The following is a 25,426-nucleotide window of genomic DNA, read 5'->3' as shown; positions in this document are numbered from 1 at the left end:
TGATATTATGTTGTCTAATGTTGAATTTTAGGCATCCCATTGGAATTGATCTATTTAGCCTAAGTAAAGAGGCAATTTTATAACTCCATATTCGGGTTGATAAAGCCAATAGATAATTGGCCAAAAAAACCCTAGGGCCATCAAAAAAATGATGGCCCTAGGACACTAACTCAAACAACTAAAAACAAACAATTCTTATTTATCGTAAAACTTCCAAGAAGTTTTATAATTCTTGCTCAAGGGTTGATCGGTGAGTATGGCACGTACCATCTCTACCGGCATGCTGTTCTCCCGTAGAACGGCATCATGGAATTCCTTGTAGGTCATTTTTCCAGAATCGACGAGTTCCTTTTTTAAGGCGTAGAATTGCATCCCCCCTGTCATATATGCCAATTGATACAATGGTCCATAACGAGCTGTAAAAGAACGTCTTACTTCACCTTCGGCATTAGCTCTTTCATGCCCAACCCGATCCACTAGATAATCAATACATTCTTGAGGTGTCCATTTCCCCAAATGGTAATTAAGGGAGAAAATGATACGGGCACAACGGTGCATTCGCCAAAACAACATTCCTATACGATCTTCTGGGGACCTTGGAAAGTCCATATCCCATAGGATAAGTTCCCAATACAGGGCCCAACCTTCAGTCCAGAACGGAGTTCTAAAATGGCGATAGGTTTTATGTCTTCTGTTCATAAAGCCTTGTAAGTGATGCCCTGCAATGAGTTCATGGTGCACCGTAGCTCTTGAGAAGTGGGGATTGTTGCCCCTCATACTCATCATTTTATCATCATGATCCATGGTATTGGTTGGGTATGAGATCATCAGGGTTTCTCCACCAAGGAAGAAGGGAGCAATTTTTTGTCTTTCTGGACTCATCATGCGCATTCTCCATGTTTCTTCTGCAACAGGAGGAATTGACAATAAATCATTTTTCTTGAGAAAGTCTATAGACTGATTGTACAAATCCAACATAGCTTCAGGTTGTTGACCTTCGGGCACATAGGATTGTTTTACTTTTTCTTGGGCGGCTTTCCAATTGTCGCCAAATCCCATTTCACGGGATGCTTTTAACAGTTCTTTATCGCACCATGCAAATTCCTTATTGGCTATCTCCACCAATTCTTCTGCAGAATAGGGAATAAAGGCATCTTCGAGCAAGTTCTTCAATTCTTTGGCACCAACAGGGCTACCAATAATTCCGCTTCCATCGTCTTTGGGAAGGGTACTTTCATCCACCTTGGTCATGATAAGTTCACCATAGGCCTTAAGCTCTTCCATAAGTTGAGCGTAGGGCTTTTCCATCCACCAGGTAAAATCTGGGTCATAGCCATTGTAAAATTCGTAGATGCTTTCAAGGGCGGTTTGGTGACCTTTGACAACATCTTGCCCTCTTTCGGCCAGGCTACGATCAAAAGATGGTGGTTCTTTGGAAAGTTCAGTTGAAAGGGTTTCTAATTTATTGCTTATTTCGTTCAATTGAGCGGCTACCTTGGCTGATTCCAGATGTATGCCCCTTCTCCGTAATTTTTCGGTTTCATAAATAGGTCCAGCATAGGATACCCATTTTTCAATTTTGGCATATTCTTCAGCTTCTGCATCTAAATTCCGCAAACTTCTGTTAATGTCACTCTTGACCAAAAGATAGTCTACCCTACCATTGGTTGACAATTGATTAAACGTGAACTCTTCCAATCTGGAAAGGTAACTTTGGTAGAATTCTTTGAAACGTTCCCTTCTTTCTCGGGAACTCTCCACAATATAAAATCTACTTAGGCTTCCATAATCGGCAGACATCTCGTTCATCAACTGATACAACTCACTCACGGGGGCCGCGTCACCACCATTTTGTGCGAAACTTGTCATTGTTAGAAACAATGCCAGAAAAAGTGAGGCTACTTGTTTTGAAACTATTATTCTCATTGTTGTTCTCAAAAATTACATCAGAACTAATTCTAATTATGGTTTTAATAAAAAGACGGGGCCATTAAAACATGGCCCCGCTTTCTTCCATTTTTACTACTTATTATCCCAAGTAGTACCCTTGGCAAACCAATCCGGTTGACCAACTGCAGTTACATTTGGATTTCTTTCCACTTCGTTTAGTGGGTATGGGAACCTTCTTGGGAAGGTTTCTGTATTGTACACATTCAACAGCATATAATCAAAATCGAATTCTGGATACCCTGTTCTTACATAATCAAAATACGATTCGTGGGTCCTGAATACGTTGGCGATATACTTTTGATCAATAATCAGATTTTGAGCATCTTCTATATTGGTTGGCATAGTCAAAAAAGCTTGAGCCAAATAGGCATCAATTTCTGTCTGCTCCACTCCTACGAACTCCATATCAGCAGCGATACCTGCCTTCATAACCTCTTCAGCCAGAGCCCACTGGCCATTGAATGCATAGGCTTCAGCTCTGATAAATTCTGATTCGGCATACATCATGATCTGCGCTGGATAGGACATAGAAATGTAGGTGTATCTCCAGTGGCTAGGGGTTTGCCCTGGTTGAACCACCGCACCAGACTGCAAGCCTACAAATCCGTCAGGGAACTCTTCGGAATAGGTAAACATGATAGGTCTTCTTGGGTCATTGTAGGAGTTCATCAAGTCTATTAAAAAGTTACCTGGTGTTAATCCAAGACCACCGGAATAGGCTCTGTTCATGTAGTTGAACAACGGGTTGGCATTGGCTAATTCGTCCAAGTGTCTCCACATAACGTTATCGTCATTGGAGATCATACCATTGTCAAGATAGGTCAAAGCCAAGCTTGCTTGAGCTGCTGGAGTTGTTCCAGGAGCATAAGATAGTCTAAGGGCTTGTCTGGCCTTCATGGAATAGGCATATCTGATCCATTTGTCCATATCTCCATCTAAAAGATAATCATCTCCTGCAGGAACACGATCTCCTTGGTTTGGAGCACTTAAAAGGCTAATTGCCTCGTCCAACAGCCCATTGGCATGTGCATACAATTCTGCTTGACTTGCCAATGTTGGCTGCAAAGCATCCAATCCTTGGATAGCATCTTCCAATGGCGCCTGATCGTAAACATCCGCTATGTAGAACCAATGGAAGGCCGCAATAATCCCAGCCACCCCTTGATAATGGGTATTACCATTTGCTTCAGCTTTGTCATAAAGTTCAATGGCATGTTTTAAGGAAACAGAATAGGAATCCCATACTTCATTCCCATAATCAGCATTGATATCCATAGATCTAGAGGTTGAGCCTTCAATGGAGTGATAAGACAACCATTGAGCAAAACCTTCCCATGTATCCAACTGGTTAGTAGCCAATGCGGCCCATTCAGCTTCAACCCCAATCAACATTACGTCTTCTGTAATCAGTGGTCCATCCACAATACTATTGGGATCTTGGTCAACGTCTATCCAAGTATCACAACCTATCAACAAGGTGATCATTGCGACCAAAACTGCGTAGTGTTTTATATATAATCTTTTCATAGTCATTGTATTAAAATTTGGCGGTTAAGGTAAATGTATATGTCTTGGTAGCTGGCATGCTATAACCCAAGTATGCATTACCATTGGTAATACCATCGGTATTAACTTCAGGATCCGCACCTTCAAAACCATCTTTGAACTTTCTCCAAAGGTTTCTTCCAGAAAAAGAGACATCAAGGCCAGTTAACCCAATGCCAGACAACATATCTTGAGGAACACTATACGTTAGGTTTACTTCCCTCAATTTAATGTAGTCTCTTGGCATGATGTTGTCTTCCCAAACCCCTTGGGCCACTGTCTGCCAATACAAATCGTATCGGGTTGCTTCTGGGGTCTCACTGGTCACCACAACTTCACCATTCTCAACATGCCCCATAACACCATCAAAAGTGATCATGTTATCCTCTGGTCTATTCTCTTGGTGTTTGGCCATACCGTAATAGGTAAGATAGTGGTCGTTCAAACTATATACATATCCACCTTTACTAATGTCCAACAAAGCAGAAAGTGAAATGTTCTTGTATCTAAAGGCTGTTCTAAAACTTCCCAACCAATCTGGAACGGTTTTTCCCAAGACCTGGTTTGTGGAGTTATCGGCCAAAGGACGTCCATATCCTGATCCAGGAGCATCGCTCAACACCAATCTACCTTGATCGTCCCTTAAGAAACCAGGGCCATAAATTACTGGATAAGCTTGGCCAACCACAGCTGATCCATACGAACCAACACCAATGGGCTCATTATTATTTCCTAAGTTATCCACCTCTGGATTATCCTTGGAGAAGTTAATGTTAACATCCCACTCAAAATTAGCAGTTTGAATCGGCGTAGCATAAATAGCCAATTCTACCCCTTTGTGGGTAATGCCCCCTATGTTGACGCTCCCCTCAGTATAACCCGTTGAGGCCAAGAACTGTTCATTCAAAATTTGGTTTTCACTCCAGTTATGGTAGTAGGCAAAATCTATCCCCAATCGGTTTTGGAAAAACTTCAACTCAGCACCCAATTCCACCTCACTTTTAAACTCATTGCTCAAACCTACGTTAGGCAACTGATCATTAGACAAGTAGCTTCGTTGACCATTGAATGGCCAAAGCACACCATCACTGGCAGGATCACCCAATACCACGTTACGAGCATATGCATCTGCAGGGGAACCTACTTTTGCGTAACTGGCTCTTAATTTACCATAGTTGAACACATCAGATTTAGGCAACAATTCACTGAAAACGAACCCTAAACTATGACTGGGATAGAAAAAGCTATCAGCCACACTGGATGCCCAGTCATTTCTACCAGTCACGGTATAGTAAAGCCAATTTTTGTACCCTATCATAGCCTGTCCGAAGAAGGAATAGGATCTAAAAAGATTTTTGGTCTCCCAAGAATTGAATCCACTTACGTTTGCTGTGTTGTAAATTCCGGGCAGCACCAATCCATTCCCTTCAAATTCAATTCTACGGTTTCTACTTTCAGAGATATTGTGCCCTACCAAGGCCATTAAACTAATATCTCCAAAATCATTGTCATAGGTTAAAGTCTCCGTAGATTCAATGTTACGATCAAAACGCTCCATGGTATCATAGCTTCCCTGTACTGATGCATAACCTCCTTTGTTGTAATGTGAATCTGTATGCAAACTAGACGTACTGATACCCGTAATAGATCTAAAACTCAACTTAGGTACAATCTCGTACTCTATGGTAATGTTGGCGTTAAAACGATCTCTTTCATTAGTGTTACCCACATTGTCCAACAACCACAGATAGGGATCTCTGGAACCACCTCGATAAGAACGCAAGCTACCGTTTTCATCATAAATAGGATACGGGTTCCATGTATTTGGTGCAGCCATAACTGTGTTCATAAAAGCACTGTTAGAGCTGTTTTCATCCAATTGATTATTCTTTTGTGTGGTATACAAAATACTGGATGATACTGTAAGTTTTGGTGTAAACCTAAACGTGGTATTTGCATTGATCGAGTTCCTTCTAAATTTCAAGGGATCCAAAATACCGTTGTTCATCAAGTTACTATAGCTTATAAAATAAGATGCTTTTGAAGAACCTCCCTGGGCACTGATGGTACTTTCATTGGTAACACCCGTTTTAAACACATCCCATCTGTCATAATACTGTGCACCGGGCACATCTGAGATTCTTGGACCCCAGCTTGTTGATGTAAATGCAGTTTCTCCATCAACATAGCTCCAATCAGTACCGTCATAAAATCCTTGAGACCATTCTTTCTGTAATGGAATTTCGTAAATTCTATCAAAACTCACAGAGTTGGAGAAAGTGATGACCGGTTTGGATTCGAATTCTCCAGATTTAGTGGTAATAAGTAGTACACCATTTGCAGCTCTACTACCATAAAGTGCGGCGGCTGAGGCTCCTTTAAGAACGCTTAAGCTCTCAATGGCATTTGGGTCAATATCCCCAAGACCTGATGATGAACTGGTGTTGGCAGCATCAAAGGGAACCCCGTTGACAACGATCAACGGTTGGTTGTTTCCTGTAATGGAAGAACCACCCCTGATCACAATACGGGTACCACTACCAGGCTGGCTGGATGTACTTGAAATCTGCACACCTGCCACCTTACCGCTCAAGGAGTTCACAAAGTTGTTGGTTGCTTTAACCGCACTAATGTCATCTCCTTCAACTTGGGCCGTGGCGTATCCCAGTGCTCTTTTGTCACTCTTAATACCCAAAGCGGTCACCACAACCTCTTGTAGTGCTTGTGCACTCTCTTCCAGGGTTACCGAAATACTAGTTTGTCCATTTACAGGAACTGTTTTGGTTACATACCCTATATAGGATATCTCCAAAGTTGCACTTGCATTGGACAATTGAATGGTAAAATTACCATCAAAATCAGTTTGGGTCCCGTTGAGGGTCCCACTCTCTACAACACTGGCTCCAGGGAGCGGTGTGCCGTTTACATCTACAACAGTACCGCTTATGGTTAATTGCGGTTCATTGTTGTTGTTCATCTTGAATTCCTCCGAAAATACAAGCTCGTCCACCAATATATTGGTTTCAGCAGCCCATGAGGAACAATAAAACACCCAGATGCCGATCATCAATAGTTTGTTTAGCATACTAACGGGTAACTTTATCAATTTTTTCATAATTATTAGTTAGTTGTAATAGTTTCTGGTTATTTTTTATCTTATTCTATCCACACCATACGGATAGTTAGCATAATTTTAATCTAGGGAGGTTCACTTCATTCTTGTTTTTTTATTGATTATACTTTTACTTTTCCTGATTGAAATCTGATTACTTTATCCAAGCCGTAATACCGATTTTAAATGTCTCCAGCACCATGTTGAAAAAACAATGGTTGGTGTATCTGCATTTGCACCATCAGAAGCATCATTTTTTTATCTTCAACAGATTTGATGATACTGTGATTTTTATACAACCAAAACCCAAATCCTATGCTATTCTTTCAAAGGAATTAACGTTTTCGTTACCGAAACTTAAAAAAAGAATTGTGAGATAAATCGTGTGGGATAATATAATATTGGTAAAAGCTAATATGCTATATATCTTGGGGGTTTTTGGAATAATCCCCCTACTATTTTCTGCAATTTTGATCGGAAAATCAACATATTACAACGGATGCCCTTATTAAATTTTAACATGGATTTTCTATGAAAAAAAACATTGAAACTGTATTTTTTCTTCTCGAAAATGGAGGTGTGGTATTAAATAAAAATCAACAAAAAATACTGGGCTAATTTCTGTAGATTCAGCTGTATTTTTTCAAATAGAAATCAACTTTATTGCCCCAACTCCCGGACTTCAAAAACCGTTAATTCTTGATTTATAAAGCTGGCACTGATTTCAATGGGGTTGCAGCAGACTTCACAATCTTCCACATAGGTTTGATTGGATACAGAAGTATCCAAAAGAAAGGAAATTTCTTCCCAACAATAGGGGCATTGAAAGAAATGCTCGTGCATGATTAAAATTAAACCCTAAAACTCCACATTAAGGAGCTGCCCACTGATCTGCAGCATTTGCAATTCGGCAAGCTTGGCGTTGTACTTGGCCTGACTTTGTGCCAATTCGGCATTCAACAGGTTCAATTGTGCCTGTCTGAACTCAATGGAGGTTACCTGACCCAATTGGTATCGCTCATCGGTCCGTGTAAAGTTATTTTGGTTGGTCTGCAGGTTTTTCTCCTGTACTTCCAATACATAAAGGGCATTGGTGTAACTGTCCCAAGCATTTCGGATGTCCCGTTCCACCTCCAGTTCTATCTGCTTTTTGAACAATTCTTGGTTCTCATAGCTGATCTTGGCGTTCTTCACATCTGTAATGGTTCTTCCTCCATCAAAAAGGTTCCAGCTTAGATTAATGGCTCCCGTAACGCCTGTGGAGGTATTTTGTAGGGAAAAAGCTAGTGGACTGTTGTTGGTAGACTCGTTCCAACCGTAGGTCCCTGTAAGGCCAATAGTGGGCAAGAAGTTACTTCTGGCCACTTTCATATTATAATTACTGATGTTGATGTCTTTTTCCACTATCTGCAACCGAACATTGTTCATTTTGGCCTCATTGTGCATGCTTTCCATCTGTAAGCCCGGCACAAAGTTCACCGTGGTATCTATCTCAAATCGGGTGGAAAGCTCTCTGTTGAGGACAAGGTTTAAATCCCGCATGGTGTTGCGAAGCTGTTGTCTGGAATTCAGCAGGTTGATGCTGTCCGTATTGATATCCACCTCAGCGTTCAATACATCCAAACCGGTGTTCTGCCCATATTCAAATTGATAACGTGCCCGTGTGAGCCTATCTTTTGAAATTTCCAAAGCCCGTTCCAAGTTATTGGTGTTCTCCGTGAGTCGGGCTACTTCATAATAGACGGAAAAAAGCTGTAAAATAGTGGTCTCAATGGTCTGCTTTACTTCCAATTCCGATTGTTGCGAACGTTCCTTAAAGCTTTTAAAATTGTAATGACGGCCCAAACCATCAAACAAGGTATAATTCACATTAACGGAAGCATTGTACCTTCGGGTTTCGGCACCATCTGCGGTTCGGGTCTCCCCATTGGCCAGTACCCCTTCCGTGTTCTGGCGATCAATGGTGCCACCTCCATTTGCCGTAACTGTGGGCAAATATCCGGAATTGAGTATGTTGGCATTGTTGTCATCTATTCTTTGGGTGTTTCGGGCCACTTGAATACCCAAATTATTCTCCAATACCAATTGTACGGCCTCTTCTTTAGAGAGTGTTTCTTCTTGGGCTTTTACCGAATGACCAAAAAACAATAAAAAAAGGGGTAGCGTATAAAAAATGCTTTTCATTATGTTGTTTCTTCTAAAACTTTTGAAGTCTCTTCTTCAGATTCTTCATGGTTTATGTGCCCATTGAGGCTGTTTCCACTTTCCTCAAGCATCAGCTGTTCTTCATTCTGTTCCCGGATGGCACGTTCCACTTCTTCATGGGACACTTTTTCACCGGTCCACAATCTTTTCGTCCACACCTTAACATTGTTGCCAAATGAAAGGAAGAGGGGCAACATCAAAAGGGTAAGAACAGTGGCAAATCCAATTCCATAAGCAATGGAAATGGCCATGGGCTTTAAAAATTGTGCTTGTCTACTTTTTTCCAATAATAGGGGTGCCAAACCTGCAATGGTTGTAATTGAAGTTAAGAATATGGCCCTAAAACGGGAACGTCCGGCTTCATAAAGGGCTTCATCGAACTTTAGTCCATTCCGTAAATTGATATTGAATTTCCCTATCAAAACCAAACCATCATTGACCATAATCCCAATTAGGGCAATGATCCCCAGCATAGAAAGAATATTGATGGGAAACCCATGAATCCAATGTCCCCAAGCCACTGCCGTTAAACTAAATGGCACCAAAAGCAAAAGCAACAAGGGCTGGCTAAAGCTTCTAAAGGTAAAGGCTATGGTGATAAAAATGAGGAATAGCACCGTCAGTCCCACAAACCTCAAGGATCTTATAAATTTATTTGCCTCTCTATTCTGACCTTCATAGGAAGGGGTTATGGTTGGGTATTTGGATAAAATATCGGGCATTACCTCAGTGCGAATCCAACCCATGGCATCGGTTCCACTGGTGGTTTCTGGGTCGGTTAAATCTGCGGAAACCTGAATCTCACGTTGACCATCCAAATGGTTTATGGCCACATCGCCCCGTTCAATGGTATAGGTTGCTATTTCCTTTAATGGGATTCGCTCACCGTTGGGGGCCAAAATCCGCATTTCATCCAAATCTGTGATGGAAGAACGGTTTGCACGATCATAACGTACCCAAACCCGAATTTCATCTTGGCCACGTTGAAAACGCTGTGCCTGTGCCCCAAAAAATCCAGCCCGAACCTGGTTCATTACAGAACGAAGGTCCAAGCCCAGCAAATAGGCATTTTCTTTTAGTTGCAAGCGAATTTCCTTGATTCCAGCCGGGTCATTATCCGTAACATCCTTTAAGTTGCCATTATTGAGCATGGCACTTTTTAGTTCTTCCTTGGCCGCTTTTAATTCAGTAATGTTATTCCCAAGCAATGAAACCGATACGGGAGACCCACCAAAATTACCTCCAGAGCCATAAATCAGGCTTTCCACACCGATTACTGGGCCCACCAGTTCCCTAAGTCTGGTGGTTACCATATCTGCCCGAATCATATCTGGGCGTTCTTCCCCTGGCAATAAATTAATTTCCAAGGTAGCTGCTGATGATCCCGGACCCACATTTTTGATCATGTTCACAAAAAGATCCTGACCTGTACCTTTTAGATACTTATCGGTAAGTTCCTGGTCAACGATATGGGCTTTTTCCTGAATTAAACTGATAATGGAATCGGTAACCTTTTCATTGGTGCCATTGGGCATCAACAATTCAATGGAAATCTGGTCACTGGCTATCCTTGGGAAGAATGAAGTCCTAATGATTCCCCCACCGATAGACCCAAAAGTCAATACCAGTGCCATAAAAAATAGAGCGAAAGTCAATATCTTATAATTCAAGGCAAATTTAAGGGCAGGGCTATACCATCTGTCCCGCATCCAGGCCATGAATTTATCTCCCATTTTATTGATTACCCGTAGTTTTGCAAAAACCTTGGAAATTCCGGTCTTTGGGCCTTCTTGTTGCGGATGAAGCGCCTTGGAATGTGCCAAGTGTGCCGGAAGAATAATCAAGGCTTCAACCAAAGAAACCACTAGGGTCAAAATCACAATTACGGAAACCTCGCCAAAAAATTCGCCAATACGGCCGTCCAAAAACAGGATAACCGAAAAAGCCAATACGGTGGTTATGATTGCTGAAATTATGGGAGGAATCACCTCCATGGTCCCATCTATGGCTGCTTGTACCGGGGGTTTCCCTTTCTCATAATGTTGATAAATATTCTCTGCTATCACTATACCGTCATCCACCAAAATACCAATAACGATGATCATCCCAAAAAGGGACAGTACGTTTATGGTAACGTTGAACAAGGGTGCAAATACGAACATTCCCAAAAAGGCGATGGGCAGACCAAAAGCTACCCAAAAGGCCAAGCGTGTGTTTAAAAATAGTGAGAGGAAAATCAGCACCAGAATCATTCCCACAATAGCATTTTCTGTGAGCAATTGGGTACGTTGCGTCAATATTTTGGAGCGATCATCAATGATTTCCAATTGTACATTGGCGTGTTTGGCATTGAAATCCTTCATGTACTCCTTGATTTTCTCCGCCGAGCCGATCAAATCTTCGGTATTGGTACTGGTAACGGTGATATTTACCGCCAAATTCTCATTAAAATAGGAGGCATTAGGGGTTTCAGAGAACCGATCTCTGATAATGGCCACATCCTTTAAACGAACTGTGCGGCCAGCAGCATCGGCACGTACCACAATATTGGATAGCTCATCTCCGTAATAGGAGCGGTTCTTTGCCCGGATCAGGTACTCTTCCGTAACTGTTTTTATATTACCCCCTGTCACCAAAATATTGGCATTGGCCACAGCTTGGGCCACTTCGGTAAAGGATAGGTTATAGGCCAGAAGACTATTTTCATTAACAGCGATCTCAATTTCCTCATCGGGATAGCCCGAGGGTTGAATCTGGGAAATACCATCAATTGCCCTGAGATCATTTTCAATCTGGCGACCAATCTGTTTTAAGGTGGCCAAAGGAACACCGTTCCCATTTATCGCAAAACTAATGGTGGGGCGTACCGGCTCCTGCTTGGAAACAATCAAAGGTTCCATTCCCGTAGGGAAAGTAGGAACCCGATCCACAGCATTTTTGACCTCCAACAGCATAAAATCAATATCCCTTCCCTTTTCAATCTCCACATTGATGGAACCGCTATTTTCCCTAGAAGTGGAGGTAACCCGCTCCACACCCTGCAATCCTTTTAGGTTATCCTCAATCTTTAAGGTAATTCCTTCCTCTATTTCCAAGGGCGATGCCCCTGGGTAGGTAATATTGATAAGGATGTTTCTAGACTCCGATAGTGGAAAAAAGGAAGACTTTAAGGTTAGCGCACCCACAATACCAAAAACCAAAAATGCTACAACTATAACATTTACGGCCACATGGTATTTTATAAAATAAGAGATTATCTTTTTCACAACTGTGCGCTTATGGATTCCTTCTCATCAAACACTTTTACCAGCATTCCAGCATAGGCACCAGATATGGGTTTTGCTACAATTACCACGCCATTGGGTACATTTTTAAGCACTACCCTTTTGTCTGTAAAATAAACGGGGTTCACATCAATAATATCCAAAATGGAATCCCGTACCACAAAGATTTGGTTGTTCTCCAACAATAGGGAACGGTTTATCTCAATGGCATCCGTTTCTTCCTTGGCTTCAAGGTTGGCCTCCAAATATTGGCCTTCTTTAAGGTTATCGCCACTTACTTCAATATAAACGGTTATAGTCTGGGAATTTTGGTCAACCCTACCATTTACCCGAATAACTTCCCCGGTGTAGGTTTGGGTCTTATCCAAATTAAAAAGCTCCACTTTTCTCCCAACTCGTAAAAAGTCGCCATAGGTCTTACCCACAGAAACTTCCAACTCATATACCCCCGTATTAATGAATTCCCCTAATTTTTGGCCGGAACGAATCAATGTACCCTCGGTGACCAAAGCTTCGGTTAAAACACCGTGGAAGGGAGCAGTAATAGTGTATTTGGACAACCGCTGCTCCATATTCTTTACGTTATAATAATTGGAGATGATGCCTCTACCCGTGATAAAGAACTTTTCCTTCTCTGTGGACATTTCGGGTAGTTCAGGTGTGGTCTTGGTCAGGTCAAAACTATTCAAATACGTTTGCCATTTGGGATAGATTTCCGCATAGTCCAACCGAAGATCGGGCATAATGGAAGTAAGCAAATTGTACAGGTTACTTTTGGCCGATTGTACACTGGCGTAGTATTCATTGGCATCAATACGAATCAAAGTTTGCCCTGCACTGTATTCCTGTCCCGTTCTGAACAACTTACTGCCTTGACGAAAAACGCCTTGTACCTCGGAATACAGCTCAACTCTTTTTTTGGCCCTTAAATTGCCATTGGCGGGCACCATTATGGGAACTGTGGCATTCTTTACAGTATCCACAAAAACAGTCTTGACCACTTTTTGTGATTCTGGTCTTCTCGTATCCTTACTATTGGCAATAAGCCCGGCAAAATACAAAGATCCAAATATAATTATACCGCCCACAACGGCGGAAATGATCAGCTTGCGCATGCGTAGAATTTGAATTAGTGGTACAAAACTATTCCCTAGACCCTTCTTGGATGGTTAAATATTTCATAATTGTTAGCCAAAAAAAAAGGGGATACACGCCTGCATCCCCAAACCAAACAAACTAAAGTATTAACTAACTACTCATTTTCGTCTTCGTCTTCAAATTTTGTATCCGCCATGCGCGTGCGCTCAAAATGAATCTCATTGAATCGTGGCTCAAGAGATTTATCGTCTGAATCGAACACCAAAAATTGATCGGCATTCATGGCCTTGAGTCCAGTAAAAGAATCGAATTTGTTATTCTGAAGTTGAAGAATCTGCAAGCTTGCCAATTGCCCAAATTCGGCAGGAATCTCTCCTCCTAACTGGTTGTTGGCCAGCACTAATTCCTTGAGTTTTCCTAAATTTCCTATTTCCTGTGGGATGTTTCCTTCCAAACTATTTTCAAATAGCCCCAAAGTTTCCAATTGTGTGAGGTTTCCGATTGCCGTGGGTATAATGCCTTTTAAATTGTTACTGGACAAATTAAGCTCCTTCAAATTTTTAAGTTCTCCAAAGGACTCTGGTATGGAACCACTCAAGAAGTTATTGAACATGGAAAAAATTTCCAGTTCACTGAGCTGTCCAATGCCATCGGGAATAGCACCCTTTATCCGGTTCATCTCCAGTCGTAATTCCTGTAATCTTTTAAGATTAACAATATCTTTCGGCAACACTCCAGTAATACTGTTGAATGCCAAGTTTAGCTGGGTTAGGTATGTTAATTTCCCAATGCTTTCGGGAAGTGTACCTTCCAAATTGTTCATGAACAGTTTAAGACCCACTACATGTCCGTCTTTAACCTCCACACCCTTCCAAGTGTCTACCGGTGCTTCCAAATCCCAAGTAGTGTTCCATTGACTCCCGTTGGTACTGTTGTACAAATCTATAAGAGCATTCTTTTCCTTCTGGGAAACTTCCTCATTGGCTGAGACTTGACTTAGGGGAGACATCAAGAATATGAAAAAAATGGCCAATCGAATCATTGAATACTTATTTAATGGTAAAGAATTTACCTACAAAGTAATGAGAATACGTATAATCTTACAAATTTAATCGGCGAAATGACGGTAAATTGTTGTGTATTAGGGTAAAAATGTGGTGTGAATTCCCAATTTGGCGTCAGTCCAGTAATTCCAATTCATGGGAAAGTTTCTCCCAATCTTCCATGAGGGACTCCAAATTCTTCTTTTTCTTTTGGTAATTGTCAAAAAAGTTGGGTTTGGCGACCGTGTTGTCGTAATCCATGAGGAGTTGATGGTCAATTTCACCGATTTCCCTTTCCAACTCTGAAATTCGCTTTTCAACCCCACTGAGTCTATTCTTCAATGATTTTTGCTTTTTCTGGGTATGATAATCGCTTTCTTTTTCTTCTACTTGAACCTTTTCGGCCACCTTTTTCTCACCCTTCTCAATTTTTCTGAAATCCTCTGCCTTACGTTGGTCCAGATAAAAATCGATGTCGCCCAAATACTCCTTGATGGCCCCCTCTTTGAACTCATATACTCTATCGGTTAGTCCTTGTAGGAAATCACGATCGTGCGAGACTAAAATCAAGGTTCCCTCAAAATTTTGAAGGGCCTGTTTCAGCACATTTTTGGATTTAATGTCCAAGTGGTTGGTAGGCTCATCCATAATCAACACATTGAAGGGCTGCAACAACATTTTGGCCAATGCCAGTCGGTTTCGTTCCCCACCAGAAAGCACTTTTACGTATTTTTCAACCTCATCGCCGCGAAACAGAAAAGAGCCCAAAATATCCCTTACCTTGCTTCGATTGCCTTCATTGGCGGCATCGGTCATAGTATCCAAAATGGTCTTTTGCCCATCCAAGTATTCGGCTTGGTTCTGTGCAAAATACCCAAGTTGCACATTGTGGCCCATTTTTACGTCACCGGTATGGTCCAATTCCCCTACAATGATCTTGGCCAAAGTTGTTTTTCCTTGTCCATTCTGACCCACAAAGGCAGTTTTACTGCCCCGTTCAACCAATAAATCTATATCTCTAAGAACTTCTTTTTTACCATAGCTTTTGGAAAGGTTTTCCAACTCCACCACCACTTTTCCAGGATTGACGGAGACAGGGAATCGAACATTCATAACACTGTTGTCCTCCTCGTCCACTTCAATCCGCTCCATTTTGTCCAACTTTTTGATGAGCGATTGTGCCATACTGGCTTTGCTAGACTTAGCCCGGAACTTTTCAATCAGTCTTTCGGTCTGTGCAATTTGTTTTTCTTGGTTTTTCTGGGCACTCAGCTGTTGTTCCTTCATTTCCCTTCGCAACTCCAAAAACTTGGAATATGGTTTGGGGTAATCATAAATTCGGCCTAACGAAATTTCTATGGTTCGATTGGTTACGTTATCCAAAAACATTTTATCGTGTGAAACGATTACCACTGCCCCTGCATAACTTTTCAGGAATTGTTCCAACCAAATAATGGATTCAATATCCAAGTGGTTTGTAGGCTCATCCAGTAGCAATACATCGTTGTTTTGGAGCAAGAGCTTGGCCAATTCTATCCGCATCCGCCATCCGCCGGAAAAGGTATCCGTCAACTTGTTGAAATCCTCTCGTTTAAAGCCGAGTCCCAACAGTACTTTTTCGGTATCGCCTTGATAATTGTACCCGCCCAAAATTTCATAATGGTGGGTCACATCATTCAAGTCCACCATCAGTTGGTGATACGAATCGCTTTCATAGTCCGTTCGCTCCGCCAATGCGGTATTGATGTCCTCCAATTGAGCCTCCAAGGATTTGATTTCAGCAAAAGCTTGATAGGATTCATCCAAAACGGTTCTACCTTGTTCAAAATCAATATCCTGCTTTAAAAATCCAATCTTAACATCCTTCTCTGTGGCGATGGTCCCCTCATCAGGTGCCATTTCTTTGGACAACAATTTGAGCAATGTGGATTTACCGGCCCCATTTTTCCCTATAAGACCTACCCGATCCCCTCCGTTTAACCGAAACGCGATTTCCTCAAAAAGATATTCACCCCCAAAGGCTACTGAAAGATTATGAATATTTAGCATTATATGTGACCTGAATTACAAAGCAAAACACGGCGAATCCGTATTTTTGCATAAAAATCGCTGCAAATGTTAAAAAAAGGAACCAAACTCTACAGTATTTTAACAGGAAGTTGTCCCAAATGCCATGAGGAGAGTATGTATAAGAACACCAATCCTTATGCGCTCTCGCAAATTTTTAAGATGCATGAACGTTGTTCGCACTGTGGCACAAAGTACAAGATTGAGCCTTCTTTTTTCTATGGTTCCATGTATGTGAGCTACGGGGTTGGGATTGCCTTTGCCGTGGCTGCTTTTGTAATTGCCTTTTTGTTATTGGGAGCGTCACTTCCAGCTACTTTTATTGCCATTGTAGGCACCATGGTTGTGTTTATGCCCGTTATTATTCGATTGTCCCGAAATATTTGGATTAATTTCTTTATTAAATATGATGCTACTGCGGCCAAGAACAAAGCTGTTTTGGGACATGAAATGAAATAATTCTTTTCCCATCAAAAAACTTAACTCTCAACATCTGACCAACGTAGGGAAGTCTTTTCCTTCGGAAAAACTCGAACTGACGATTAAGTCAGGAGTTGTAGTATTTCTTTGTGAATCGTTGGATATTGATTTCAGGGTCCAGTGGTTCTTGATTTTCAAGAAAATTAAACAACTGCCCAGAAGCATAAGGGGCAATAAGCACACCCCGTGACCCAAATCCGTTCAACACATATAGGTTTTTGTGTTCTGGATGTTGCCCAACCAATGGTCTTCGGTCCACCACTGTAGGACGAATACCGGCCACATGATCCACAACCTCAAAATCGCACTTTAAAAAGGTGCTCAATTTATCCAAAAGTTCCTTTTTGGATGCTTCGGTAGGTTCGTTGGTCTTGTCTTTCCATTTGTACGTAGCACCAATTCGGTATAAATCATTCCCTAGTGGAATACTGAAAACGGAGGATTTTATCACATTTTCTTCCTTAAAATCTGGTGCTTTAATGGTCAAGAGCTCTCCTTTAGTGCCATTTAGGGGGAGATAGTTGAAAAATGGGTTGTTTTTAAGTCCGTAGCCGCATGAAAATACAATTTGCTTGGCCTGAATCGATTTGTAGGAAATATGCCCATCGTGCTGCTTAAAATCAGAAAAATCAAAGGATTCATGGACTAAAAAGCCTTTATCATCCAAATACTTCCGGTACGATTCTACCAAAGTGGCCGTATCTATCCTTCCCGTAAATTTCACTTCTCCAAAACCAAAAGGAGCATCAATATTGGGGTTTTTATTTTGAATGATGGTTGTGGACAGAAAATAACCAAGACCGGGCTTATCGGAAGCTTCAAACCAGGTGTTTTGTTCTTCAACGGATGCAAATCTGCGAAGTACTGGGACTTTATAGTCCAAGGTCTTCCCCAATTTTTGCTCCAAATCCGAATAGAAGGGTTTTGCCAGTTCCATTTGCTCCTTGGCCTTCCAAGCAAGGGTAAAGCGTTTTAGAATCACAGGGTTGTACAGTCCTCCGGCCACCTGCGAAGCTTGCTGGGACACATCCGATACCACTTTAAAGGATTTACCTTCCTTTTCCAGAACCTCACAGAAGGAGATTCCCGCCAAACCCAAGCCTACAACCAAGTAATCGTACATGTTGCAAAAGTAGGAATCTTGAATAGATGTTGAATATAGTGTGTTGGTCTATTTACGGGTTGACACGAATTACACCAATTGTCACGAATGTTGGGTTGAAGGTGATGGGTGATGGGTGAAAGGTGTTGATGTGGTTATGATTCCGTTGCGATGAAAATCCTACGGATTTTCGGAAGTAGGCGAGAACAAGCAATTACTTATAGCCATTGTTGGCAAATCGTTTTTTTTATTAGTCAGGCAAAAGGTCAGATGTAAATCCACTATTTTTTTCCCCATTCTCTGACTCTTTTCATTCTCTTTTTTTCTATAAATTCTCCAGTCCAAGGGTCAAAAGAATAGACATTATACTTATAAATAATTCTTGAACGTCCTTTTGTTTTTATATCTTTTATTTCATCCGTAAATTCAGTTATATAGTACCTGAATTGTCCATTATAAAATTCAGGCTTTTTAAATTTTTCCCATTTTAAAAATTCCGACACTTTGCTTAAATCATTTGTCTGTAGGCCTTTTGATTTTGCAATTTCGATAGCTTTATTTTTATCTATTTTGAAAGTTTTACTATTAGAATTCACCATTTCAAATCCGTAATTATTCCAAAATCCTTCGTTGGGAATGTATTCTCCATTTTCGTCCAATTCTATTCCAATCATTTCATCGTAACATTCAGAGGCATTTAATTTTACTTGGTATCTAAATAGGAATTTCGTTGGTTTTCTTTCAATAGGTTCAACCCAACTTCCTACATATCCCTCTTGGTCATAAGTAGCACAATTAAAATCAAATCTAACGTGTCGTTCAAAAAACTCTTTACTGTAAGTGGAAATGATTAAACTGTCCGCTTTTAATTTCATTTTTTCGAGTAAGTCATAAAAAGGATAAAGGTCTTTATTAATCTCACAAGTAGCATTGTCATAATCTCTTATGTACATCAATTCTTTATCAAAATTGTATTCTTTCCAAACCCCAAGATATTTATCATCTTTTGTTCTCCATCCTTCGGTATTTAGTCTTGTAGTGTCTTTTATGAAATGAACACTGTACCAAACAGAATCTTTGTTTTTATATGCCTCTTCATAAATATGGTATACAGAATTTCTGATTATTTCAATATTGGACGAGTCAGTTTCTATTTTCTGCCTACTGAATTGTCCGAAAGATGAAAAGGAAGTCAGGATTAGAATGGTTGATATGATTGTTTTCGTTTTCATTCAAATGTTTGCCAACTCGTTTAAAGATATGAATCGTTTTAATGATTTATATCGCCCGATAAGTGAAGTTAGAATTTTTAAACTAAAAAATCCAGCTAGAATTGACGGATTACAGTGGGAGATTGATAGAAAAATAAGCTTTAGAAGTTTTTCCCAATTGGATTCATAGCCCTGTCTGCCGACAGGCACGTTCACAGGAATGATATTTCCAAAAAAAAACGCCGCACTTTCGTGCGGCGTAATTTGTATTGAATTGGAAATTGTTTGTGAGATTCCGAAACAAGTTCGGAATAATTCAACCATCAACTTTGATCAACTTCAATGCAGTTTTCAAAGTTGGGTTTCATTAATATGCCCACATATCCTGCTCCCTGTCTCTTATATGCTCTTTGATTCGTTGAGCTTCCAAGAGCTGGAACAATGCATTGTCAAAAATATATTCGTCTATTTTACGGTCTTCATGAACGTTTTCCTCTTTGTAGATCACCCCATTGAAACGGCGTGCGTTCAATAGCATATCAAAGGAAATGGGTCTTGCCGAGTTCTGCTGATTGTACACTTTGGCATCATGCAAAATCTTTCTTGCAGCAGGGTACCAAACCCAGAACAATTCTACTTTGTTCTGTCCTGGATCAACGGACTCATCATCGATGAAGTTAACGTCCGGTGCAACAGGGGCAATTCCCAATAAACGAAACTTAAGCTCTCCTTGGCGTTTATCAAAATACCAGATTCCTTTAATGCGGTACTCTTCAATATCAGCAGCGGTAAGATCTCTTTTGTTGATGAACTCTGGAGAAATTTGCTCGCCGGCATTGTATTGCTCATACCCTAGGTCTGTGGTATCCACTTTGCTCAAGGTTGCCGAAAGATCTTCCAACTTTCGCTTTTCAGTAAAGTAAGAGTCGGTGTAAACCTCGGTCAATTTACCATTTCTGATGTTTTTCATCAAAACGTGGTACAGCGACCTTCTATCCTTTCCAATACCGATAGTATCGGTTGGGTAGTATAGTGGAAAGTTTACTCTTTCGTCAAGATCGATGATTTCCCATACGGTCTTGGACCATAGGATGTCCCTATCATCCACATAACCGTACTCTAAGGGCTCATCGGCATCTTGCTCTATTTGAGCTTGGGTTTTTTTACCGATATCCTCGGGCAACTTGGCATTTAAAATATTTGCCTGCCCCATCATTGATACGGGCAATACACCCAACAATCCGATTATTAATGCATTTTTCCAATTCATGATCACTTGTATACTTTTATACTATTAATTTGTAATCTCAACAACAACAGGAGATACCTTTTTCAATTTATAGGTCTTGTTGTTGGTGATGTACGCTTGTATATCAAAAATCTGAACAGCATCACCTCTTCCGGCTCTACTCAAGGCAGATTTAGCTCTGTTGTCCAATTTGTTACCGTTAACCACTACTGTAGGCTGACCTGGTACTTTAAACTTGAACTGGCCAACGGCAAGGTTCAAATCAAAGTCGAAGTCTTCCAACATGGCTCCGATGGTAGAAATCTCCAAGTTTCTTCTTGGCATTTGAATGCTACCAGACTCACCACGTACAGTACCTGCAGGTCTTGGAATATCCTTGATACGGAACTCAGACTTGGTAGAGATACCTTTACCATCAGGCAATGTACCTGAAGCGGTAATAGTAACTGATCTACCTGTACCTGGGTTCATAACATACTGGCTTCCACTTCTTCTGCTCAAACCGGCAGCAGATGCAGATACCTTGTTATCAGGAATACCAGGAATGGAAATGGTCATTGGGTTGGCCACACCACGGTATACTACGTTCATTTTATCCGCAGAGATAACTGCTGCATTAGGCATGGAGATGGTTGCAAAAGTGTTGTTCACTTCTACAGGTACCTCTTCACCGTCCTGCATAAATGTCATAGATCCTTTAATGGTATGATCTCCTGGTGTACCGGCACTGATCAACATCTTGATACCACCAGCTTCCAATTCGTAGTCTTTACCTTCGGTCAAAGCTCTACCGTCCAAAGTCAATTCTGCTTTTACAGGCGTGGAAGTCTTGTCAGTTTTGCTAACAATGATCTTACCATCATATTTCTCACCAGAATAGTACGCTGTTTTTGGAGCGTTCAAAGAACTTGCAAAGTTGGTCAAGGATACAGCCTCGGTCAACTCACCTTCCAAAAGGGTTTTCAACACCTCTTGCTCAGTGGTTTTGATATCGGCCTGCAATTGGGTCATCTTTGTCAAAGAGGCTACCAATGGGAACCCTTCATAATGATAGTTGATCCAATCTTGACGTGTACCGTCTCTCTTTTCAACTTTACCGTCTGCATCACCCGTAGCGAAACGAGTCTTTACTGCTGATTTCAATGACTCAAACTCACCTTCTGGCAAAGCGTTGATCACACCTTCACGGTAAGTATTGATCTGATCCATGAACTTTTTCCCTTCTGGGCCCAAATTGTCGCCCTGGAAGAATTTTTGGTCCAAATAATCAGACTTGTCCATAACCACATAGTCTTTTGGATCTTCCAAATCTGCGGTCATTTCTTTTTTCAATCCTTCCAAATAGCTATAGTAAGAATCTGAAAGTTGTTTGATCTGCTGAGCGTCTTCATAAAGTTCGCCGTACTCCTCCGCGTTTTCGTCCTTCTTGGTTTCCAAGCTGGCCATGAAGTTGGAGTTGTTATCAGCCATGTTTGTATTGGAAGCTTCCAGCTTTTCGTTCATTAGTCCGAAAGCGGCAAGTACTTCCTTGCTCATATTAAGGGCCAACATCGCGATGAAGATCAAGTACATAAGGTTGATCATCTTCTGACGTGGCGTTTGTTTTCCTGATGCCATGTTTATCTAATTAGAATTAAAAAATTAATTTGATTTGGGTTTTTGTTGATATCGCTTAATTTGATATCCTAATTAGTTTCTTCCGCCCATGGCAGTAAGCATACCACCGTAAACTCCGTTCAAAGAAGATAGGTTAGTTGCCAAAGACTCCATTTGGTCTTTCAATGCACCTGCATTTTGTACTACCTCCTCGTTGATGGAAGCTTGACGGCTAGCGCTTTCCAATTGAACTTTGTACAAGCTGTTCAAAGATTCCATTTGAGCTGCAGCGTGGGACAATTCCTCAGAGTATTTCTTGGTGTGCTGGATTGCATCTGTGGTAGGAGCAATATTTTTTGCGGCACCTTCAAAATTCTTGATACTTTCACCCAAGCTTGTAAATAGCTCAGAATCAATATTGGCTTCTTTTAAAAGGTCATCCAATTTTCTGGAAAGGATTCCTTCAGCTTCTTTGGCGTCTTTAGCATCTTGCTTTCTTTTGGAATCTGCTTCACCACCAGCTAATTCTGGGTATACCAAAGACCAATCGAATTCGTCGTCTACTGGTTCAAATGCAGAGATCGCGAAGATCAATGCTTCAGTAATAAGTCCAACCGCAAGAAGAAGACCACCTGTAAGGGGTCCAAACTCCCAGTGAAGGATCTTGAACAATGCACCAATAATTACTACCGATGCTCCAAGCCCGTAGGCCATGTTAAACAGCTTTTTTGTTGATTTTGACTGTGCCATAATTCTAGTTTTAATTAAGTTATATAAATAAGTATTTGGTTACTGGTTTATTTATATAATGTTCTCTCTCTTTTGTTTTTATAATCCGCTTCTACCGTTGGTTGAATCTTCCTCTCCCATATAATCCTGTACCGTTCTGAATCCGATATAGCTTCTGGCAGAATCTTGGTATTCGTAATCCCGGGTACTTACTTGAAGGAAGTACGCAACATCTTTCCAAGAACCACCTCGGATTACCTTACGCTTATTGTCTTGGGAACCAATGTTAGGGTTCATGGTGGACAAATATTCGTAGGCACCTTGATCAAAGCTTGAGTTGGTCCATTCCGATACGTTACCGGCCATATTGTACAGGTTGTAATCGTTTGGCTCAAATGACTTGGCCTCTACGGTGTACAAAGCGGCATCTGCGGCGTAATCTCCACGTTGCGGCTTAAAGTTAGCCATAAAGCAACCGGTATCACTGATCACATACGGACCACCCCAAGGGTAGGATCCACCTTCAATACCACCTCTGGCGGCATACTCCCATTCAGCTTCGGTAGGCAATCTAAATTGGTTCACGAATTGCTTTCCGCGGCTTTTTTGGTCGTCGTTCTTAAACTTGGTCCTCCAGTTACAAAATGCTTTGGCCTGCATCCAATTGACCCCAACAACAGGGTAATCACTGTATGCATCATGCCAAAAATAATCATTGTGCATGGGTTCGTTATAGGAATATTCAAAATCCCTGATCCACACAGTGGTATCTGGATAGATTTCCAATTCCTCATGTTTTATAAAGTCTTTTCTACTACCAGTTCTGGCTCGGGCCGCAGCCTCAATATCCATCCAGCTGTACTTGTACTTCAGTTTGGTAACATCAATGGATCTAACGCCATTGTAACTTTCTTCTTCAGAAAGGTAAATGGAATCCATGACCTCTGCGTAATACTCGTCTGGGTACTCCGAAGTATCCCATACCAAGTCTGCATCGAAGTTCAACGCCCTTCCTTCATATCCAGTCTCACCAAGTCCGGCATAATTGTCGAGCATATACTTGTCATACACAGAAAGTTCGGTGGTGTCTGTATCCTTAAAAGCATACTCACCAATACCTTCATCTTCAGGGCTTATGCCCAGTTCATCTGCCAAAATGGCCAATTTGGTCCTTACAATGGAGTCTTTTACCCACTCTACAAACTGACGGTACTCACTATTAGTGATTTCCGTGTCATCCATATAAAAAGAACGTACGGTAACCGTTCTTGTAGGTGCGTTCAAAACTTTAGCTTGGTCCTCTTCGGCTTTTCCCATTACGAAGGCGCCACGAGGAATCAGTTCCATTCCATACGGTTTCTCCGGATGCCATTTTTTTCCAGGGGCCCCAACTAACTCACCTTTTGACCTTGATTTAGACCCACAACTCGTAAGTAAAAAAACAAGTGCTATAGATGATAAGAATAGCTTTCTCATACTTTAGGTTAAATTATTCGATTCAAGATTATAAACTGCTCTACACAAATTCATTACTCTCAAAACTACTTTTTGAATGAATTATTGTGTAAAATCAATTAATGCTCAAAAATTAATTTGTTTAGTTAAAGCCCTTTCTGTAGGCCTTGAACCACCTTTCTGGAATGTTTTGGTTGCAAGCATCCAAATAGTCCCCCTCGGTGCAAGGTAATAACGCAACCGAATTTGTTTTAGTATGTTCGGGTAAAATTGATGGGACTTCCACCCACCAGCGTTCGGTGACATGGCTTTTGTAAAATACCAGTTCCTCGGTATCGGTGGGCACCGTGAATTTGGTGAAATCCTCACTCTTTGAAGTTGGGGTTTCCTTTACCCTAAAGCTCAACCCTTCTATAAAGTACCAAATAATCTGTGCAATCATCTGAAAGGCTTGATGTGAGTTCTCCCCCTCGTAGATGCCAAACAAGGATACGCGGTCACTGATACCAGCGTATCGGGCAATGGTACAGATTTCCCTTCCGGTGAATCCATTGGGCGAAAAGTTTTTGGACAAACCCATTTCACTGGCTCGAATGGCACGAAGGTCCAAACTCACAATATCGCTGCTCCGCAACACGGGTTCGGTCAATTCTATATCCGCCGCTATCTCTCCCAATCGGTAAGCGTCAAAGAAAAGACGCTCCATAAGATCAATTTCTTCTTGGGCATTGAAATAGCTTTGGTAACCAATATTGGAGAAATTGAAAAGATTATTGGGTTTATCGGTAATAATTCTACTCATGTAGGAGTGTGAGGAAATCAATTCATCATCCTCTCCAAAATCGAACCGACTATCAATGGAAACCAGATTCACCATTTCCTTGATCTTGTCGAAAGCCCTATAGGTGGGAAACGTAATATCTTGTGTGCACCCTAATACTATAGGTATAATATTTTCTTCCAGAAGGCCTGCCACAATCTCCTTCACCACAAAATAGGTATCCTCCACGGTGTCTCCCTCCTCCACATCGCCTATGTCGATAATGTTGGAATTCCAATTGCCCATCATTAAACGGTACAACTGAATTCGGATTTGGTCCACATCCAACTTTTCGGTCTTTTTCTCAAATGCATTTCTGGATTCCAACACCCCGAATATGGCAACATCGGCATGTGCAAAGACAGGAAGTCCGTCTTTTTCTGTATGTACAAAGATATTTTTGCCCAATGATTGTTGCGGCAACAATTCTGAAAATGCCAGCACTTTGTCCTTAACAGGAACCAAAAAATCGAATGCCAT

The 25,426-nt window shown here is 41.2% G+C and carries 17 protein-coding genes; 1 reads left to right on the top strand and 16 read right to left on the bottom strand.

What is annotated here, in order from left to right:
* Window positions 1–195 precede the first annotated feature (195 nt).
* The 9 genes from J0X14_RS04270 to abc-f all read right to left on the bottom strand — a co-directional run bounded on the left by J0X14_RS04270 (window position 196) and on the right by abc-f (window position 16,286).
* The gene (locus J0X14_RS04270; protein ID WP_242527908.1) at window positions 196–1,869 is read right to left on the bottom strand and encodes a DUF885 family protein; all 1,674 of its coding nucleotides are present in this window, start codon (window positions 1,867–1,869) and stop codon (window positions 196–198) included.
* A gap of 153 nt (window positions 1,870–2,022) precedes the next feature.
* Window positions 2,023–3,477 carry a SusD/RagB family nutrient-binding outer membrane lipoprotein gene (locus J0X14_RS04265; RefSeq protein ID WP_207096505.1) on the bottom strand — a complete coding sequence of 485 codons (1,455 nt, stop codon included), beginning with the start codon at window positions 3,475–3,477 and terminating at the stop codon, window positions 2,023–2,025.
* A 10-nt stretch (window positions 3,478–3,487) separates the two neighbouring features.
* A complete protein-coding gene (locus J0X14_RS04260) occupies window positions 3,488–6,610 on the bottom strand; it encodes a SusC/RagA family TonB-linked outer membrane protein (protein WP_207096504.1) in 3,123 nt (1,040 codons plus the stop codon).
* A gap of 657 nt (window positions 6,611–7,267) precedes the next feature.
* Window positions 7,268–7,450, bottom strand: a complete 183-nt coding sequence (locus tag J0X14_RS04255; protein ID WP_207096503.1) for a CPXCG motif-containing cysteine-rich protein — start codon at window positions 7,448–7,450, stop codon at window positions 7,268–7,270.
* A 15-nt stretch (window positions 7,451–7,465) separates the two neighbouring features.
* Window positions 7,466–8,791: a TolC family protein gene (locus J0X14_RS04250; protein ID WP_207096502.1), complete on the bottom strand. Its 1,326-nt coding sequence runs from the start codon at window positions 8,789–8,791 to the stop codon at window positions 7,466–7,468.
* Window positions 8,791–12,078 carry an efflux RND transporter permease subunit gene (locus tag J0X14_RS04245; protein WP_207096501.1) on the bottom strand — a complete coding sequence of 1,096 codons (3,288 nt, stop codon included), beginning with the start codon at window positions 12,076–12,078 and terminating at the stop codon, window positions 8,791–8,793. The genes J0X14_RS04250 and J0X14_RS04245 overlap by 1 nt, the downstream gene beginning before the upstream one ends.
* Window positions 12,075–13,211: an efflux RND transporter periplasmic adaptor subunit gene (locus tag J0X14_RS04240; RefSeq protein ID WP_207096500.1), complete on the bottom strand. Its 1,137-nt coding sequence runs from the start codon at window positions 13,209–13,211 to the stop codon at window positions 12,075–12,077. Before J0X14_RS04240 ends, J0X14_RS04245 begins: the two co-directional genes overlap by 4 nt.
* A 137-nt stretch (window positions 13,212–13,348) precedes the next feature.
* Window positions 13,349–14,236, bottom strand: a complete 888-nt coding sequence (locus J0X14_RS04235; RefSeq protein ID WP_207096499.1) for a leucine-rich repeat domain-containing protein — start codon at window positions 14,234–14,236, stop codon at window positions 13,349–13,351.
* Window positions 14,237–14,372: 136 nt separating this feature from the next.
* Window positions 14,373–16,286, bottom strand: a complete 1,914-nt coding sequence (abc-f, locus tag J0X14_RS04230; protein ID WP_207096498.1) for a ribosomal protection-like ABC-F family protein — start codon at window positions 16,284–16,286, stop codon at window positions 14,373–14,375.
* A gap of 66 nt (window positions 16,287–16,352) precedes the next feature.
* Between abc-f and J0X14_RS04225 the strand changes: the two genes are divergently transcribed.
* Window positions 16,353–16,763: a DUF983 domain-containing protein gene (locus J0X14_RS04225; RefSeq protein ID WP_207096497.1), complete on the top strand. Its 411-nt coding sequence runs from the start codon at window positions 16,353–16,355 to the stop codon at window positions 16,761–16,763.
* A gap of 88 nt (window positions 16,764–16,851) precedes the next feature.
* Here the strand turns inward: J0X14_RS04225 and J0X14_RS04220 are convergent, their stop codons facing one another.
* From J0X14_RS04220 to J0X14_RS04190, 7 genes are all read right to left on the bottom strand, one after another.
* Window positions 16,852–17,907, bottom strand: a complete 1,056-nt coding sequence (locus tag J0X14_RS04220; protein ID WP_207096496.1) for an NAD(P)/FAD-dependent oxidoreductase — start codon at window positions 17,905–17,907, stop codon at window positions 16,852–16,854.
* Between the two features lie 260 nt (window positions 17,908–18,167).
* Window positions 18,168–19,118 carry a hypothetical protein gene (locus tag J0X14_RS04215; RefSeq protein WP_207096495.1) on the bottom strand — a complete coding sequence of 317 codons (951 nt, stop codon included), beginning with the start codon at window positions 19,116–19,118 and terminating at the stop codon, window positions 18,168–18,170.
* Between the two features lie 346 nt (window positions 19,119–19,464).
* The gene (gene gldN / locus J0X14_RS04210) at window positions 19,465–20,367 is read right to left on the bottom strand and encodes a gliding motility protein GldN (protein ID WP_207096494.1); all 903 of its coding nucleotides are present in this window, start codon (window positions 20,365–20,367) and stop codon (window positions 19,465–19,467) included.
* Between the two features lie 24 nt (window positions 20,368–20,391).
* Entirely contained in the window at window positions 20,392–21,963 is a 1,572-nt protein-coding gene (gldM, locus tag J0X14_RS04205) for a gliding motility protein GldM (RefSeq protein WP_207096493.1), read from the bottom strand.
* 72 nt (window positions 21,964–22,035) lie between these two features.
* A complete protein-coding gene (gene gldL / locus J0X14_RS04200) occupies window positions 22,036–22,692 on the bottom strand; it encodes a gliding motility protein GldL (RefSeq protein ID WP_207096492.1) in 657 nt (218 codons plus the stop codon).
* Window positions 22,693–22,770: 78 nt separating this feature from the next.
* A complete protein-coding gene (gene gldK / locus J0X14_RS04195; protein WP_207096491.1) occupies window positions 22,771–24,147 on the bottom strand; it encodes a gliding motility lipoprotein GldK in 1,377 nt (458 codons plus the stop codon).
* Between the two features lie 121 nt (window positions 24,148–24,268).
* Window positions 24,269–25,426, bottom strand: a complete 1,158-nt coding sequence (locus J0X14_RS04190; protein WP_207096490.1) for a formimidoylglutamase — start codon at window positions 25,424–25,426, stop codon at window positions 24,269–24,271.

This window comes from Allomuricauda sp. CAU 1633 (assembly GCF_017313225.1).
GTDB lineage: Bacteria > Bacteroidota > Bacteroidia > Flavobacteriales > Flavobacteriaceae > Flagellimonas.
This window is presented reverse-complemented; position numbering and strand designations above follow the sequence as displayed.

What these genes read in the sequence shown, in the direction of transcription:
- J0X14_RS04270 (WP_242527908.1), bottom strand. Translation starts at nt 1,869, where the DNA reads ATGACAAGTTTCGCACAAAATGGTGGTGACGCGGCCCCCGTGAGTGAG.
- J0X14_RS04265 (WP_207096505.1), bottom strand. Translation starts at nt 3,477, where the DNA reads ATGAAAAGATTATATATAAAACACTACGCAGTTTTGGTCGCAATGATC.
- J0X14_RS04260 (WP_207096504.1), bottom strand. Translation starts at nt 6,610, where the DNA reads ATGAAAAAATTGATAAAGTTACCCGTTAGTATGCTAAACAAACTATTG.
- J0X14_RS04255 (WP_207096503.1), bottom strand. Translation starts at nt 7,450, where the DNA reads ATGCACGAGCATTTCTTTCAATGCCCCTATTGTTGGGAAGAAATTTCC.
- J0X14_RS04250 (WP_207096502.1), bottom strand. Translation starts at nt 8,791, where the DNA reads ATGAAAAGCATTTTTTATACGCTACCCCTTTTTTTATTGTTTTTTGGT.
- J0X14_RS04240 (WP_207096500.1), bottom strand. Translation starts at nt 13,211, where the DNA reads ATGCGCAAGCTGATCATTTCCGCCGTTGTGGGCGGTATAATTATATTT.
- J0X14_RS04235 (WP_207096499.1), bottom strand. Translation starts at nt 14,236, where the DNA reads ATGATTCGATTGGCCATTTTTTTCATATTCTTGATGTCTCCCCTAAGT.
- abc-f (WP_207096498.1), bottom strand. Translation starts at nt 16,286, where the DNA reads ATGCTAAATATTCATAATCTTTCAGTAGCCTTTGGGGGTGAATATCTT.
- J0X14_RS04225 (WP_207096497.1), top strand. Translation starts at nt 16,353, where the DNA reads ATGTTAAAAAAAGGAACCAAACTCTACAGTATTTTAACAGGAAGTTGT.
- J0X14_RS04220 (WP_207096496.1), bottom strand. Translation starts at nt 17,907, where the DNA reads ATGTACGATTACTTGGTTGTAGGCTTGGGTTTGGCGGGAATCTCCTTC.
- J0X14_RS04215 (WP_207096495.1), bottom strand. Translation starts at nt 19,118, where the DNA reads ATGAAAACGAAAACAATCATATCAACCATTCTAATCCTGACTTCCTTT.
- gldN (WP_207096494.1), bottom strand. Translation starts at nt 20,367, where the DNA reads ATGAATTGGAAAAATGCATTAATAATCGGATTGTTGGGTGTATTGCCC.
- gldM (WP_207096493.1), bottom strand. Translation starts at nt 21,963, where the DNA reads ATGGCATCAGGAAAACAAACGCCACGTCAGAAGATGATCAACCTTATG.
- gldL (WP_207096492.1), bottom strand. Translation starts at nt 22,692, where the DNA reads ATGGCACAGTCAAAATCAACAAAAAAGCTGTTTAACATGGCCTACGGG.
- gldK (WP_207096491.1), bottom strand. Translation starts at nt 24,147, where the DNA reads ATGAGAAAGCTATTCTTATCATCTATAGCACTTGTTTTTTTACTTACG.
- J0X14_RS04190 (WP_207096490.1), bottom strand. Translation starts at nt 25,426, where the DNA reads ATGGCATTCGATTTTTTGGTTCCTGTTAAGGACAAAGTGCTGGCATTT.